We start from the raw sequence: 14,677 nt of genomic DNA, 5'->3' as shown, positions 1-14,677 counted from the left end.
GTGAACGGCGGGCCGGCCGCTACATGCCCGCCCATCGCTTCAGCGTCGCCTCCGCCTTCGCCCGGTCCGCGGGCTTCAGCTTGGAGATCAGCGCGCCGTGGTTGGTGTTCGGCGCCTCGAAGAGCATCGAGTCGTGCTTGGACGGCTTGAACCGCTCGGCGCTCCACGGGTCGTTCTGCCCGTAGACGAACATCATCCGCTCGCCCCGCCGGGTCACCCAGCGGTCGACGCCCTTGATGGTGCGGCCCTCGTACCGGGTGCGCATGTCGGCGGGCAGCACGGAGTTCGGCTGATAGATGTCCGGGTAGTTCCTCACATCCCTGAGGTGCTTGAACTTCAGGTCGGCCCAGCCCAGTTGGGCGGCGGCCTGCCGGTAGTAGGGTCCGCTGCCCTCGGCTCCGGCGCCGTCGTCGGAGTAGATGCTCAGCCCGTGCGCCAGCGACCAGGCGTACAGCTCGCCGTCACCGGCGGTGCGCGCGTCGGGGATGTCCGGGCAGTCGGTGTACGTGCCGCTCTGCCAGAAGTTCCAGACCTGGTCCAGGACCGAGAACTCGAAGGCCCGGTCGGCCGATCCGAGGTACTCGAAGGTGAGGCCCTGCTCCTGGGCGGACGCCTCGAAGCGGGGCAGCATCCGGTCCCGCCGCACCAGCATCTCCCGCTGTACGGCGTTGAGCGCGGCCCGGCATTCGGGGGTGCCGACGGTCCTGAAGAACTTCTCGTAACCGCTGTCGTCCTTGTTGTCCGCGTCGTTCGGCGCGACGTACGCGACGACGGCGTCCAGGTCGTCCGGGTAGAAGCGCTCGTGGTAGACCTGCGTCATTCCGCCCTTGGACGCCCCCGTGCCGAACCACTTGGCGGTGTAGATCGTCTTCAGGGCCTCGACGACGGCGTGTTCGTCGCTCGCCTCCTGCCACACGTTCAGGTCGCGCCAGTCGACCGTCGCGGGCCGGGACTCGCTGAAGTAGCGGTGTTCGACGCTGACCTGGTTGGCGCCGAGGAGGGTGGTGATCTCACGGGTGGACGTGGCCAGCGAATAGCCGCCGGTGTAGAGCACCATCGGGGCGGTCGCCGCCTTGTGCCAGAGCGTCAGCCGCTGCTGGAAGGTGCCGCGGGCCGGATTCCGGTGGTCGACGGGCTGCGTCAGGCTGAGCGTGTAGTAGGGGAATCCCTCTTTGAGGGTCTGCGAGACGACAGTGAGTCCCGGTATCCGGTCCAGCTGCTCACGTACGTCCGTGGCGGCGGCGGTGGCGACGGAGCCGGTGCCCGTGCCGGTGCCGGAAACGGCCGGTGTGGTGCCGGCCGCGACGGCCGCCGTACCGGTCAGCACGCTGGTGGCGGTGACGATTCCGGCGCAGAGCAGGGCGGGAAGCAGTTTGTGGCGCAACGCTCAGGTCCCCTCGGACGGGTGGTGCGATGGACACGACGGCCGCATAGTAATCGCTTTCCACGGCTGTGTGATCGTCCCGCGCGAGGGGACCCGCGACAAAGTCGGTGTGCGGTCAGCAGCTCATGGGGAATCTGCCCGATGCCCCGCGCCCTCCTTAGTCACGCCCCTGGTCCGTGTGACAGACGTGCAGGTCGGGGAGGCGGGGAGAGCGTGATGGCGGGTTCGGCGGTGGGCAGGGTGCTGCGGGATCGTACGGCGGGGCGGTATCTGGCGGGGGTGGTCGTCTCCGGTTTCGGGACCTCGGCGATGTGGCTCACGGCCGGGATCTGGGTCAAGTCCCTCACCGGTTCGGACTCGTTGGCGGCGCTGACCGTGTTCGCGATGTGGGCGCCGGTGCTGGTCGGCGCCGCACTCGGCGCGGTGGCGGACCGGCTGCCCGAGAAGCCGCTGCTGGTCCGGGTGAACGTCGCGATGGCGGGTCTGCTGATCACCCTGCTGCTGGTCGATTCCGCCGGGCGGATCTGGCTGGTCTTCGTGATTCTGGTGCTCTACGGGGTGAGCGGGGTGCTCGTGGACGCCGCGGAAGCGACCCTGGTCGCCCGGTCGGTGGACGCCCGGCTGCTCGGCGATCCCAACGGGCTGCGCATGAGCGCCAACGAGGGCATGAAGCTGCTCGCACCGCTCGCGGGCGCGGGTCTGTACGCCCGGTTCGGCGGCGGGACGGTGGCGGTGCTGGACGCGGCGACCTTCGCCCTGGCCGCCCTGGTCTTCGCGCGCCTGCCGGTACGCGAACGGGTCCGGGAGCAGGTGGGGATCCGGCCCCGGAAGGGGTCCTGGAGGGAAGAACTATCGGCGGGCGCACGGCAGTTGCGGAAGTCCTCGACGCTGTGGCCACTGGTGTCCGCCGGGTCGGTGACGATGCTGCTCGCCGGGCTGAACGGGGCCGCGACCTACGCCTACGTCGATGACGTACTCGGCCGCTCCCCCGCCTACGCCGGGCTGTTGTACGCGGTGCAGGGTGCCGGTTCGGTGGCGGTCGGGCTGCTGGCGGGGACGCTGCTGCGGCGGCTGGGGGAGCGGACGTTCGTGGCGGCAGGGACGGCGCTGTTCGCGGCGGCGGTGGCAGCGCGGGCGCTGCCGTACGAGGTGGTGGGGCCGGTGACCGCGGCGGCGATCGGGTTCGGGCTGCCGTGCGTGCTGATCACCGCGATGACGGCGGTGCGGCGGGAGACCCCTGACGCGGTGCTCGGCCGGACGGCGGCGACCGCCAACTCCCTTATGATGGCGCCCAACGCGGTGGCGCTGGCGCTCGGCGCGGGGCTGGTCGCGGTGCTGGACACCCGGGTGCTGCTGTCACTGACGGGCGCGGCGGGGCTGTTCGCGGCGGCGGCCCTGGCCCCGGGCCGCCGGGGGCCGGATCGTCGGCCGCGGCGAAATAGGGGCCGGCCCGGTGGAGCACGGACCGGCGGGGGCGGCTGACGGGCGCCCCCACCGGTCCGGTCCCGTCATCGCCCGATGCGTGCCAGCGCTTCGGCGACGGTCCTGAGGTCCGGGTCGGAGGCCAGCCCGGCGTGGTAGAGGCGCAGTTGGTTCGCGCCGAGGGAGGCGGCGTGGGCCGCGTCCCGCTCCAGCGTGCCGGGGCTTCCGCCCATCCCGCTCACCACACCGAAGTTGGCGGCGAGCACCCCGGACCGCCCGGTGAACGGCCCGAGCACCGCCTCGCGCGCCGCGTCGCCGCCGGCGCAGGGCAGCACCACACCGTCCGCCACGGCGAGGATGTGTTCCGCGTCGACGCCGACGTTGGCGCCGGAGCGGTACGGGGCGGGGTCGGCGTGCAGCAGGACCTGGAAGTCCGGCCCGGCCGCCGCCCGTACCGCGGCGACCGCGGACTCCTGGAGGGTGCGGGCGGCCCGGGTCCGCCACCGGAGGGTGGCCGCGGCGAGGTCGGGGCCGAGGAGCTTCTCGACACCGGACCAGCCTGCTTCGGTGGAGCCGGAACCGGCCCAGACGGGTTCCAGGGCGCGGCGCACGGCGGCACTCAGCTCGGCGGCCTCCAGGCCCTGCGTGGCGTAGCCGTCCCGACAGGCGGCGCAGAAGCACAGCGACATCAGATACTGCGCCGCGTCCCCCAGGCCGACGCCCGCGATCTTGTCGTGGGCGTGCAGATGGGCGAAGCCGTACCAGCCGCAGGACTCCAGTTCGGTGCCGCTCGTCCCGGGCCGGGCGGCCGCCTCGGCGGCCAGGTCCACCAGATAGGCCCGGACGGCGGGGCGGGCGACGCACGGCGCCCAGGGGTAGCGGTCACCGTAGGCGTTGACGACGCTGTGGTCCGGATGCTCGGCGCCCAGGCGGGAGTTGTGCGCGAGGACGACCCAGCTGTGCACGTCGAGTCCGGCGTCGGTCAGGGCGCGGGCGGCATCGCCGTACGGGTCGTCCCGGTCCACCCAGCACTGCCCGTAGGGAGCCGGTTCGCGCCCCGCCCAGCGGTTCTCGTCCGGCGGGTAGAGCACTGCGGCGTGCTGGGCGGTGACGATCCGGTGGGCGGGATGGCGCGGGGTGAGCGCCCGGGTGGAGTGGTACGCGGAGGCCAGCGTCACCTGCTGGACACCGAGGTCCACGATGCGCGCGGCGGCGTCCGGGTCCCCGACGACGTCCCACGGGTAGAGGAAGGCGGAGGTCTTCACGCCCGCTCCCCCGCCGCGTACTCCTCCAGCACCGCGCGACCGCTCGCGATGATCCCGACCAGGTCCTTGATGTGGGCGGCGGGCGGCTCGGTGAGCGGGGTGCGCACCTCGCCGACGTCCAGGCCCTGGAGCCGCACGGCCGCCTTGACCAGCGAGACGGCGTAGCCGCGCCCCTTGCCGCGCAGCTCCACGAGCGGCCGGTAGAAGCGGTCGAGCAGCGCGTTGACCAGGCCGTCGTCGCCGGAGTCCAGGGCCCGGTAGAAGGCGAGGGCGATGTCGGGGGCGAAGGCGAAGACGGCGGAGGAGTAGAGCGTGACGCCGATGCCGCGGTAGGCGAGCCCGGTCAGCTCTGCGGTGGGCAGCCCGTTGAAGTACAGGAAGTCCTCACCGGGCAGCTGCGTGCGTACGGCGCTGACGATGCGCTGCATCAGGTCGAGGTCGCCGTATCCGTCCTTGAGCCCGATCACTCCGGGCGTCTGCACGAGGGCGACGACGGTCTGCGGGGTGAAGACCGCGTTGTCGCGCTGGTAGACGATCGTCTCCAGCGAGGTGGCCGCCGCGAGGGCCGCGTAGTGGCTCAACAGCCCTTCCTGGTCGGCGACGACGAGGTACGGGGGCATGGCGAGGAGCCCGTCGGCCCCCGCCTCCTCGGCGAGTTTCGCGTACTGGATCGCGAGCGCCGTGCCGTATCCGGCGCCCGCGACGACGGGCACCCGGCCGGCGGTCTCCTCGACCGCGGCGGTGACGACGAGGCGGAATTCCTCCTGGGTCAGCGCGTGGAACTCGCCCGTGCCGCAGCAGGCGAAGACCGCGGCCGCTCCGGCGTCGATGCCCCGGCGCACATGTGCGCGGAAGGTGTCGAGGTCGACGGTGCCGTCCGGCCCGTACGCGGTGACGGGGAAGAAGAGCGGTCCGGCGACACGAGTGAGCCGGGCGGCGAGGGGGGCTGAGGTCACGGGCGCTCCCTGAGCGGATTCAGACGTACACAATTCTGATCGTCGTCCATATTTCTGAACGCCGCCACGCTAAGGCAGCCGCGCGGCGCAGGTCAAGGAGGAAACGCGCAGCCAAAAGCGGAGCCACTCGTCCCGCACCGAGGAACCAGCCCCGGCGGGACACTTGACGCGCTCCGCCACTCCTTCTTAGCGTGTCCACGCATGTGAATGTCATCCATGTTTTTGAGGCGTCGCGCAGCCGACTCATGCGTTCGCACCGAGGAGATCCCCGTATGCCCGCTCCCCGCACCGTCCTGCTCACCGGCGCCGCCGGCGGCCTCGGCACCCTGATGCGCGGACTGCTGCCCGCGTACGGCTACGAACTCCGTCTCTTCGACATCACCCCGGTCGAGGGCGAACCGGACGCGATCACCGCCGACCTGGGCGACAAGGAGGCGCTGCGCGCGGCCGTACGGGGCGTCGACGCGATCATCCACCTCGCGGGCATCTCGCTGGAAGCCTCGTTCGACAAGATTCTGCGCGCCAACATCGAGGGGACGTACAACCTCTACGAGGCCGCGCGCGAGGAAGGCGTACGGCGCGTCGTCTTCGCCTCCTCCAACCACGTCATCGGCTACACCCCGCCCCCGGCCCCCGGCGATCCGCTGATCCCGATCGGCGCCACCCGCCGCCCCGACACCTTCTACGGCCTCTCCAAGTCCTTCGGCGAGGACCTGGCCCAGCTCTACTGGGACCGGCACGGCATCGAGACCGTCTCCGTGCGCATCGGCTCCTGCTTCGCCCGGCCGTCCTCGGTACGGATGCTCTCGGTCTGGATGAGCCCCGGCGACGGTGCCCGGCTGTTCCACGCCGCGCTCACCGCCGAGGGCGTCGGACACACCGTCGTCCACGGCTCCTCCGACAACACCCGCCTGTGGTGGGACCTGACGACGGCCAGGTCGCTGGGGTACGAGCCGCGGGACGACTCGGAGAGTTACGCCGCCGAGCTCATCGCCGAACACGGCGAACTGGACCCGGACAATCCCGAGCACGCGCACCTGGGCGGCCACTTCGTGACCGACCCGCCGATCTGGCCGCGCTGAGCCTTCACGGGCGGCCCGGCTGGCCGTGAAGGCGGGCGGGGCGACGGGCCGGGGGGCGGGTGCCTGCGGCACGCGATAACCGGGCGACGTGCCGCCCGGAGCCGGGCAGGATGCCCCCATGCCCAGACCTTCCGGATTCCGGTACGAGCGGCACGGCGACGCCGCCGTCACGATCACGCATCACGGCCGCCCCGCAGGCACCCTGCGCGGCGGCCGGGCGGAGAAGTTCCTGGCCGAGGTGGAGTCGGGGGACGCCCAGCTGGTGATGGCGCGCTGGACCGGCGCGTACAAGCACGGCAACGAGCGCGCCGCCCGCGACCACCCTCGCAACCGCCGCTGAGAGAGCCGGGGCCGGGGCCCGCCGCCGAGCGGGGCCGGAGCACACACGGAGCGGTCCGGGGCGCGCGCGGAGCGGTCCGGGAGAGCACGCGCGCAGCCGGGTGAAGGTGGGCAAAGGTAAGGGAACGGCAAAGCGGGGTCGTTCGTTACCCCGTGCATGACCGCAATGACCCCCGGCTCGAACATCCCTCTCTCCGCCGCCCGCGTGGCGGTGGACGTCGCCGCACCGGTGCGGCTCGACGTCTCGGGCCTGCTGCTCACCGCCGATGGCAAGGTGCGCTCCGACGACGACTTCATCTTCTACAACCAGCCCTCGGGCCCCGGCGTGTCCTACCGCTCCGGCGGCGGCTCCGCGCCCGACGCGATCGTGGTGGACACCTCCGCGGTCCCGCCCGGCATCGAGAAGATCGTCGTCACCGCGAGCCCCGACGCCGCGGGCCAGACCTTCCAGGGCGTCGAGCCCACCGCCACCGTGCGCAACGCGGACGACGGCAGTGCGCTCGCCACCTTCACCCCGCCCCAGCTGGGCGCCGAGACGGCGCTCGTGGTCATCGAGATCTATCTGCGCAACGGCGTCTGGAAGGCCCGCGCGGTCGGCCAGGGCTATGCGAACGGGCTGGCCGGCATCGCCACGGACTTCGGCGTCTCGGTCGAGGAGCCCGCCGCGCCTGTCGCCGCGCCCGCTCCGGCTCCGGTGGCCGCCCCGGCCCCGGCCGCCGCCCCCGTGGCCCCGCGGAACGCTCCCCCGGCACCGCCCGCGCCGCCGGCCGCCGCGCCCGCCGGATCCGGCAAGATCAACCTCGACAAGGGCCGGGTCAACCTCCAGAAGAACCAGACCGTGTCCCTGGTCAAGGGCGGCCGGCCGCTGCTCTCCCAGGTCAAGATGGGCCTCGGCTGGGAGCCCGCGTTCCGCGGCAAGGACATCGACCTCGACGCCTCGGTGATCGCCTACGGCCCCAACCGCAACCACCTGGACAGCTGCTACTTCGGCAAGCTCTCCATCCTGAACGGCGCGATCAAGCACTCCGGCGACAACCTCACGGGCGAGGGCGCGGGTGACGACGAGGTGATCGTCGTTGACCTGGGCCGCATCCCCGCCGAGGCGACCGGCCTGGTCTTCACGGTGAATTCGTTCACCGGACAGAAGTTCACCGAGGTCGCCAAGGCGTACTGCCGGCTGATCGACGCGGCCACCGGCGAAGAGCTGGTCCGCTTCGACCTGACCAGCACCGAGGCGCAGACCGGTGTGCTGATGGCCAAGCTGATCAAGCAGTTCTCCGGCGAGTGGGAGATGACGGGCATGGGCGAGTTCGTGAAGTCGCGCACCGTGCGCGGCATGGTGAAGCCCGCCGCCAAGTCCCTGTAGGACCGACCCGGGCGCAAGCCGGAAGCCGTTCCCGGACGAGTCCGGGAACGGCTTCCGGGGCACCTGATGCTTCTCAGGTGCCCCGGATCCGGAGATTCTCCGGGTGGACGCTGCTCGTGCTCGTCCTCCCTCTCAGAGCTTGGTCAGCTTGGAGTACGGGCTCAGGATCCTCCCCTGTCGCCCCGAGAAGTCGATGAGGACTGCATCGTTGTCGCCCTCGACAGCAAGGATTCTGCCGAGCCCGAACTGGTCGTGCGACACCCTGTCGCCCACATCGAAACATTCGACCGGTGGGGCCGCCTGGGCCGGGCGGTTGAAGGGACTGGAAGGCAGGTGACGCCGGGATCCGGCTGACTGTTTCATTACCTTGAGTATGCGCCTCCGCGACGCCCGACGCCATGCCCGACCGCTCCCGGGGGCCCAGTAGTGCCGGATTCGTAATCAGGCGTTACCGGGGCCAGTCGGCTGTTCCGGCCGCTGCCGGCCGGGGCGTCACACGGAATTCCGCGCCGGAAAGACCCCCGAAGGTGTGGTGGTTTCGCCCTCCGGACAGGGCGTGGCCGACCCGGTGCGCGGCCCGGTCCCGGGTGCGGCCGGGTGCGGTCGCCCGGAAGCCCCCGGCGGCCACGCCACCCAAAGTGACCGAACCCTGCCCGTCGGTGACAACCGGGCGCCCGGTCGGTGCCGGTTCGGCCGACTGTTGTCAGTGTCGGTTCGGCTGGCGCTTCCACGGACCGGTGATGGCGAGCATGATGCCGGGCGTCTGGATGTTGGCGAACAGCGTCTTCCCGTCCGGCGAGAAGGTGACCCCGGCGATCTCGCTGTACGAGGGGTCCTCCTCGGTGCCCGCGTTGAGCTCGTTGCGCGCGATCGGGTACGTCCGGCCGCTCTCGGTGGCCCCGAAGAGGTGCTGGATGCCCTCGCCGTCCTCGGAGATGACGATTCCGCCGTACGGCGAGACGGTGATGTTGTCCGGGCCGTCGAAGGCGCCGTCCTTCGACGGGTCGGCGTTGACGCCGAGGAGCACCTTCAGGGTCACCGTGCGGCGCTTCGGGTCGTAGAACCAGACCTGGCCGTCGTGCTGGACCGGGCTCTCGTCGCGGGCGTAGGAGGAGACGAAGTAGGCGCCGCCGTCGCCCCACCACATGCCTTCGAGCTTGCGGGCGCGGGTGACGTCGGTGTTGGCGAACTGCTTGCGTACCGAGACGGTCTTCGCGTCACGGTCGGGGACGTCGACCCAGTCGACGCCGTACACCGTGCCGATCTTCGTGGCGCGGGACAGGTCGTCGACGAACCGTCCGCTCCTGTCGAAGCACTTGGTGGCCTGGAGGACACCGGCGTCGTCGGCGAGCGTGCGCAGCTTGCCCCGGCCGTGCTTGAAGCCGTGCGGCGGGACCCAGCGGTAGAGCAGTCCGTTGGGGCCGGACGCGTCCTCGGTCAGATAGGCGTGGCCGCGCTTGGGGTCGATGACGACGGCCTCGTGGGCGTACCGGCCGAATGCCTTGATCGGGCGCGGGTCGCGGTTGGCGCGCCTGTCGTGGGGGTCGACCTCGAAGACGTAGCCGTGGTCCTTGAGCAGACCGTTCTTGCCCGCCTTGTCCTCGGTCTCCTCGCAGGTCAGCCAGGTGCCCCAGGAGGTGCTGCCGCCCGCGCAGTTGGTGGACGTACCGGCGATGCCGACCCATTCGGCGGTGCGGCCGTCGCGGCGGGTCTCCACGACCGTGCAGCCACCGGCCGCGACCGGATCGTAGACGAGGCCGTCGGTGAGCGGGACGGGGTACTTCCACTTGGCGCGGGTGCCGCTCAGCTCGTGGTTGTTGACGAGGAGGGTGACGCCGCGGGGGCCTTCGAAGGCGGCCGTGCCGTCGTGGTTGGAGGGGGTGTACTCGCCCGACTCCAGCTTGGTGACACCGCTGTGGGTGACGATCCGGTACGAGAATCCGGCGGGCAGCGCGAGGATGCCCTTGGGGTCGGGGAGCAGCGGGCCGTAGCCGGGCTCCCTGCCGTGCCCGTGGTGGTCGTGGCCGTGACCGTCATGGTCATGCCCGTCGTGACCGTGCCTCGCGTCCTCGGCGGCGAGGGCGCCGGGGGCGGTGGCCAGGGCGCCGACGGCACCGGTGAGGGCGATGCCCGCGCCGGTGAGGGCGGACTGTCTGGTGAATTCCCTGCGCGTGAACGACATGGCGGACTCCTGGTGCGGCGGGCGGCGTGACTGGCGTGATCACGTTCCCTCCCCCGTGCGAACGCCGGTTGAACAGCACGCGACTTCGAGCCGCACCCTTTCTGTGAACACCGGTGGGGCGGGCCCGGAAGCCCGGCCCGCTCCACCCACCGCACGTGTCCCGTCCGGCACCGACCGCCCCGCTCAAGGGTCCCGTTCAAGCCACGCGCACGGGCGGCTCGCTCGGCCTCGCGCACACGGCACGCTCAAGCCATGCCCTCACGCCACGCACCCTCACGCCATGCCTTCAAGCCGCGTGCCCTCAAGCCACGCGCTCAAGCCATGCCCCAGGCGACTCGCTCAGGCGCCCGTGCGCGAGCGGGCCTTGAACGCCGCCTTCCGGGCGTCCTTCGCCGACCTCTTGTCACTGTGCAGCCGCCCCATCGCCTCCAGCACGTCCGCCGTCGCCGGGTGGTCCACCCGCCAGGCGCCGTCGAAGAAGCCGCTGTGCTGCCCGGCCAGGCCCTCCACCAGCCCCTGGAGCTCGTCCAGATCGCCGTCCGCGTCGAGCTGCGCGGCGATGGTGTCGATGGCCAGCCAGAAGACCATCGACTCCGGCGGTACGGGCACGTCGTCGGCACCGCGCTCGGCGAGCCAGACCCGGGCGAGGCCGCCCAGCTCGGGGTCGTCCAGCACCGCGCGTACCGCGGGCTCCGCCCCGTGGCCCGCCAGGGCGAGCGCCTGCTGACAGTGGAGCCGCCGCAGCGGTGCGCCCTCGTCCGTACCGCGCGCCGCCGCCAGCAGGTCGGCCGCGGCGGCCACCGCGTCGCCCGTACCCCGGCGGGCGAGCCAGAGCTCGACCTCGGACCGGGCCGCCGCCTCCGGGTAGTGGGCGATGCCGTCGAGGAGCGCGTCGGCGCCCTTGTCGGCGAGGTCACCGACGGCGGGCGCGTCCACACCGGCCTCCAGCATCCGGTTCCGGATGCCGTAGAGGCCGAGCGGGGTGAGCTTGACCATGCCGTAGCGGGTGACGTCGTCCTCGTCGGGGAGACCGGCCGCCCCGTCGCCCTCGCCCTCCTCGACCAGCAGCGCCTCGTCCACCGGCCGGTACTCGACGATCCCGATGGGTTCCAGCAGCCGGAACTGGTCGTCCAGCCGCATCATCGCCTCCGACACCTGCTCCAGGATGTCGTCGGTGGGCTCGCCCATGTCGTCGGGCACGATCATCGACGCGGCGAGGGCCGGCAGCGGTACGGGGGTGTCGCCCGCGCCGTTCTCCGCGAGGGTGAGGAGATACAGGTTGCCGAGGACGCCGTCGAGGAATTCCGCCTCGGCCTCCGGGTCCCAGTCCAGGGCGTCGAAGTCGATCGAGCCGTCCTCCTGGACGAGATCGGCGAAGTCGTCGAAGACCGGTGCGGTGGCGTCGGCGTGCACGGCCTCCAGACCGTCGAGCCAGAGCGCCAGGATGTCCTGCGGGGAGCCGCCGGTGAGCACGGCCAGACCCTCGCCCACCGCGACGGTCCCTTCGGCCTCCGCGACGTCCTCGGCGCCTTCGGAGCCCTCGGCCGCCTCCGCCCCGTCCTCGACCTCGTCCTCGGGGTCGGTGACATCGAGGAGCCCGGTGTCGACGGCGAGGCGCCACGCCTCACTGGCGTACGCGGCACCGTCCTCGTCCGGGGAGAGGCCCAGGTGCTCGGCCGCCGCGGGCAGCTGTGCCTCGACCAGCTCGCCGCCCGCGCCGACCCGGGTCCCGGGTCCGGCCCAGCGGGCGAGCCGGACCGCGCGGGCGAGCAGCGGAGCGGCCAGCGCGGCCCGCGCCAGCTCGGCCTCGGAGTGCAGCCGCACCGGCGGCAGGGTGGGGCGCTCTGCGGACATCGGGGGTTCTCCTCGGGACGTGCTCGGGCGTACCGGGTGTGTACGCGGTTGGGCCGCCCAAGCGTAGACGCATTTCGCCCCATGCCACCCGGTTCGCAGGACGTACCGCGACCGTCATCCGGAGAACCTTGACAACTCACGTGTGGACCCAAGAGATTGACGCGCGTAGACCTGTACCGTCCTGTCCGGTACGGGCCCGTCTCCGCCCTCGAACCTCCGGAGTCCGTGATGCCTGCCGCATCCTCCAGAACCACCGCCGTCTCCGCCGTCGTGACCGCCGCCCTGGCCGCGGGTCTGCTCACCGGTGCGTCCTCGGCCGCCGCCGCCGACGGCCAGGTCCGTATCCATGACATCCAGGGCGCCACCCGGATATCCCCGCTGGCCGGAACCCAGGTCACCGACGTCCCGGGCATCGTCACCGGCGTGCGGGGCTACGGTTCGAAGGGCTTCTGGTTCCAGGACCCGAACCCCGACGCCGACCGGGCCACCAGCGAGGGTGTCTTCGTCTACACGGGTTCGTCGCCCGCCGTCGCGGTCGGCGACGCGGTCACCGTCTCGGGCACGGTCGCCGAGTACGTCCCCGGCGGCGCCGCCTCCGGCAACCAGTCGCTCACCCAGCTCACCAGGCCCACCGTCGCCGTGGTCTCGTCCGGTAACGCGCTGCCCGCCCCGGTCACCGTCTCGGAGCGCTCGGTCCCGTCCCGCTACGCCCCGGCGGGCGACCCGGCGGCGGGCGGCTCGGTCAACGGGCTCCCGCTCTCCCCCGGCCGGTACGCCCTGGACTTCTACGAGTCCGTGGAGGGCATGAACGTCCGCGTCGGCTCCTCGCGCGTGGTCGGCGCCACCGACACGCACGCGGAGCTGTGGGTGACGGTGAAGCCGCACGAGAACGCCAACCGCCGGGGCGGCACGGTCTACGGTTCGTACGCCTCGCAGAACACCGGACGGCTCCAGATCCAGTCGCTGGTGCCGCTCACCGAGCAGCCGTTCCCCAAGGCCGATGTGGGTGACGTGCTGACGGGCACGACCGAAGGGCCGCTGGACTTCAGCCAGTACGGCGGCTACACGCTGACCGCCCGCACCCTCGGCACGGTCCTCGACCGCGGGCTGCGCCAGGAGCGGACCCGTGCCCAGCGCGACGGTGAGCTCGCGGTGGCGACGTACAACGTGGAGAACCTCGACCCGGGCGACGCGCGGGAGAAGTTCGACGCGCTGGCCGCGGCCGTCGTGAACAACCTCGCCTCGCCGGACATCCTGGCCCTGGAGGAGATCCAGGACGACAACGGCGCGACGGACGACGGCACGGTCTCGGCCGAGCAGACCGTGCGCAGGTTCACCGAGGCGATCGCGGCGGCGGGCGGCCCGGCCTACGACTGGCGTTCCATCGCCCCCCAGGACAAGAAGGACGGCGGCGAGCCGGGCGGCAACATCCGCCAGGTGTTCCTGTTCAACCCGGAGCGGGTGTCGTTCACCGACCGCGCGGGCGGCGACGCGACGACGGCGACCGAGGTCGTACGGGAGCGGGGCAGGGCGGCCCTGACGCACTCCCCCGGCCGAATCGATCCGGCGGCGGCCGCGTGGACGGACAGCCGCAAGCCGCTCGTCGGCGAGTTCGCCTTCCGCGGGCGTCCGGTGTTCGTCGTCGCCAACCACTTCGCGTCGAAGGGCGGCGACGAGTCGATCCTCTCGCACCACCAGCCGCCGACGCGCTCCTCGGAGGTCCAGCGCCTGGCGCAGGCCACCTCGGTCAACACCTTCGTGAAGAAGCTGCTGAGCGCGGACAAGCGCGCCGACGTCCTGGTCGTGGGTGACATCAACGACTTCGAGTTCTCCGGTACGACGGGAGCGCTGACGGCCGGTGGCGCGCTGTACCCGGCGGTGAAGTCCCTGCCGCGGTCGGAGCGTTACTCGTACGTCTTCCAGGGCAACACCCAGGTCCTGGACCAGATCCTGACCAGCCCGTCGATCCGCGGCTTCGACTACGACAGCGTGCACATCAACGCGGAGTTCGCCGACCAGAACAGCGACCACGACCCGCAGGTGCTGCGCTTCCGCCCCTGAGGGGTCCCCGCTACCCGCCCGCGCCGAGGGAGAGCGCGGGCGTGTAGCGGTGCACACCGCCGCCGGTCACCCCCGGCCAGGACCGCACCTTCTCCCACTGCGGCGTCCGGGACCCGATGCCGTCGCCCGGTGCGGACAGGGCGTCGAGGTGGGCCTGTGCGCTCTCCCACTCGGCGTAGTTGAGGACACGCGTGCCGTCCGTGCTCACATGGAAGTGCCCGGCGATACCGCCCGGGGCGGGCGCCGGATCGGTGCCCAGCGCCTCGAACACCGCGTCCACCCAGTCCCGTTGCCGGGCCGGGTCGGGACCCGCGAACTCCACGTCGACGATCACGACACACCCGGGCTCACGGCTCTCGCCCCCGGCCAGGGGTGTGGAGCGGTACGGCTCGTACGTGTGCAGCCCGAGGCGTTCGATGCCGGGCACGGCGGCGTCGATGTCGGCGTTGCGCGCGTCGCGGCCCTCCCGGAAGAAGTCCTGGTACGCCTGCTCACCGGACCACTGCGAGTAGTGCAGCAGCGTCCTGCCGTCCTCCCCCGTGTACACGCTGTACGAGAGCAGCCCCGGATGCGGCCAGTCGCGGCCTCCCCATGCCTCACGGATGGCCCCGACGCTCCGGCGCTGCCGCTCGGGCGTACCGACGTCCCAGGTGCTGACCTTGACGATGCCGGCATCGGAACGCGTCAGGTCGGGCCGGGAGTTGAACTGCACGGTCATGACGGTGATCCCCTCTGGCCGCACCCGGTGGTGCGCCGCTGCTCACCA

At 72.0% G+C, this 14,677-nt stretch carries 12 protein-coding genes; 5 read left to right on the top strand and 7 right to left on the bottom strand.

Annotation, left to right across the window (positions count from 1 at the left end; all coding sequences use genetic code 11):
• Window positions 1-19: 19 nt before the first annotated feature.
• The gene (locus tag OG413_RS22855; protein WP_266808292.1) at window positions 20-1,384 is read right to left on the bottom strand and encodes a S28 family serine protease; all 1,365 of its coding nucleotides are present in this window, start codon (window positions 1,382-1,384) and stop codon (window positions 20-22) included.
• 216 nt (window positions 1,385-1,600) lie between these two features.
• Between OG413_RS22855 and OG413_RS22850 the strand changes: the two genes are divergently transcribed.
• Complete coding sequence (locus OG413_RS22850; protein ID WP_266808290.1) at window positions 1,601-2,866, top strand: MFS transporter; 1,266 nt, start codon at window positions 1,601-1,603, stop codon at window positions 2,864-2,866.
• A 26-nt stretch (window positions 2,867-2,892) separates the two neighbouring features.
• Here OG413_RS22850 and OG413_RS22845 read toward each other — a convergent pair whose 3' ends face one another.
• The gene (locus OG413_RS22845) at window positions 2,893-4,071 is read right to left on the bottom strand and encodes a hypothetical protein (RefSeq protein ID WP_266808288.1); all 1,179 of its coding nucleotides are present in this window, start codon (window positions 4,069-4,071) and stop codon (window positions 2,893-2,895) included.
• Window positions 4,068-5,027, bottom strand: coding sequence for a 5-dehydro-4-deoxyglucarate dehydratase (locus tag OG413_RS22840; protein WP_266808286.1), 960 nt, complete (start codon window positions 5,025-5,027; stop codon window positions 4,068-4,070). Before OG413_RS22840 ends, OG413_RS22845 begins: the two co-directional genes overlap by 4 nt.
• A 272-nt stretch (window positions 5,028-5,299) precedes the next feature.
• Here OG413_RS22840 and OG413_RS22835 point away from each other — a divergent pair, with 272 nt between their 5' ends.
• From OG413_RS22835 to OG413_RS22825, 3 genes are all read left to right on the top strand, one after another.
• Window positions 5,300-6,109 (top strand): NAD(P)-dependent oxidoreductase, encoded by an 810-nt coding sequence (locus OG413_RS22835; protein WP_266808284.1) that lies wholly within the window; start codon window positions 5,300-5,302, stop codon window positions 6,107-6,109.
• A 118-nt stretch (window positions 6,110-6,227) separates the two neighbouring features.
• Window positions 6,228-6,449: a hypothetical protein gene (locus OG413_RS22830; RefSeq protein WP_266808282.1), complete on the top strand. Its 222-nt coding sequence runs from the start codon at window positions 6,228-6,230 to the stop codon at window positions 6,447-6,449.
• A 156-nt stretch (window positions 6,450-6,605) separates the two neighbouring features.
• Entirely contained in the window at window positions 6,606-7,814 is a 1,209-nt protein-coding gene (locus OG413_RS22825) for a TerD family protein (protein ID WP_266808280.1), read from the top strand.
• A gap of 132 nt (window positions 7,815-7,946) precedes the next feature.
• Here the strand turns inward: OG413_RS22825 and OG413_RS22820 are convergent, their stop codons facing one another.
• The 3 genes from OG413_RS22820 to OG413_RS22810 form a co-directional block, all read right to left on the bottom strand.
• A complete protein-coding gene (locus OG413_RS22820; protein WP_073720249.1) occupies window positions 7,947-8,177 on the bottom strand; it encodes a hypothetical protein in 231 nt (76 codons plus the stop codon).
• A gap of 340 nt (window positions 8,178-8,517) precedes the next feature.
• Window positions 8,518-9,996, bottom strand: a complete 1,479-nt coding sequence (locus tag OG413_RS22815) for an alkaline phosphatase PhoX (RefSeq protein ID WP_266808278.1) — start codon at window positions 9,994-9,996, stop codon at window positions 8,518-8,520.
• Window positions 9,997-10,335: 339 nt separating this feature from the next.
• Entirely contained in the window at window positions 10,336-11,850 is a 1,515-nt protein-coding gene (locus OG413_RS22810) for a hypothetical protein (RefSeq protein WP_266808276.1), read from the bottom strand.
• Between the two features lie 228 nt (window positions 11,851-12,078).
• Here OG413_RS22810 and OG413_RS22805 point away from each other — a divergent pair, with 228 nt between their 5' ends.
• Window positions 12,079-13,911, top strand: a complete 1,833-nt coding sequence (locus OG413_RS22805; RefSeq protein WP_266808275.1) for an endonuclease/exonuclease/phosphatase family protein — start codon at window positions 12,079-12,081, stop codon at window positions 13,909-13,911.
• Between the two features lie 10 nt (window positions 13,912-13,921).
• On the opposite strand, the gene OG413_RS22800 is transcribed toward OG413_RS22805, so the two are convergent.
• Window positions 13,922-14,629, bottom strand: coding sequence for an antibiotic biosynthesis monooxygenase (locus tag OG413_RS22800; protein WP_266808273.1), 708 nt, complete (start codon window positions 14,627-14,629; stop codon window positions 13,922-13,924).
• Between the last annotated feature and the right edge of the window lie 48 nt (window positions 14,630-14,677).

This window comes from Streptomyces sp. NBC_01433, assembly GCF_026340105.1.
In the GTDB taxonomy this organism is placed as follows: domain Bacteria; phylum Actinomycetota; class Actinomycetes; order Streptomycetales; family Streptomycetaceae; genus Streptomyces.
This window is presented reverse-complemented; position numbering and strand designations above follow the sequence as displayed.

Excerpts from the sequence above, each read along its gene's own strand:
- OG413_RS22815 (WP_266808278.1), bottom strand. The coding sequence starts at position 9,996 with ATGTCGTTCACGCGCAGGGAATTCACCAGACAGTCCGCCCTCACCGGC.
- OG413_RS22825 (WP_266808280.1), top strand. The coding sequence starts at position 6,606 with ATGACCGCAATGACCCCCGGCTCGAACATCCCTCTCTCCGCCGCCCGC.
- OG413_RS22805 (WP_266808275.1), top strand. The coding sequence starts at position 12,079 with ATGCCTGCCGCATCCTCCAGAACCACCGCCGTCTCCGCCGTCGTGACC.
- OG413_RS22800 (WP_266808273.1), bottom strand. The coding sequence starts at position 14,629 with ATGACCGTGCAGTTCAACTCCCGGCCCGACCTGACGCGTTCCGATGCC.
- OG413_RS22835 (WP_266808284.1), top strand. The coding sequence starts at position 5,300 with ATGCCCGCTCCCCGCACCGTCCTGCTCACCGGCGCCGCCGGCGGCCTC.
- OG413_RS22830 (WP_266808282.1), top strand. The coding sequence starts at position 6,228 with ATGCCCAGACCTTCCGGATTCCGGTACGAGCGGCACGGCGACGCCGCC.
- OG413_RS22850 (WP_266808290.1), top strand. The coding sequence starts at position 1,601 with ATGGCGGGTTCGGCGGTGGGCAGGGTGCTGCGGGATCGTACGGCGGGG.
- OG413_RS22810 (WP_266808276.1), bottom strand. The coding sequence starts at position 11,850 with ATGTCCGCAGAGCGCCCCACCCTGCCGCCGGTGCGGCTGCACTCCGAG.
- OG413_RS22820 (WP_073720249.1), bottom strand. The coding sequence starts at position 8,177 with ATGAAACAGTCAGCCGGATCCCGGCGTCACCTGCCTTCCAGTCCCTTC.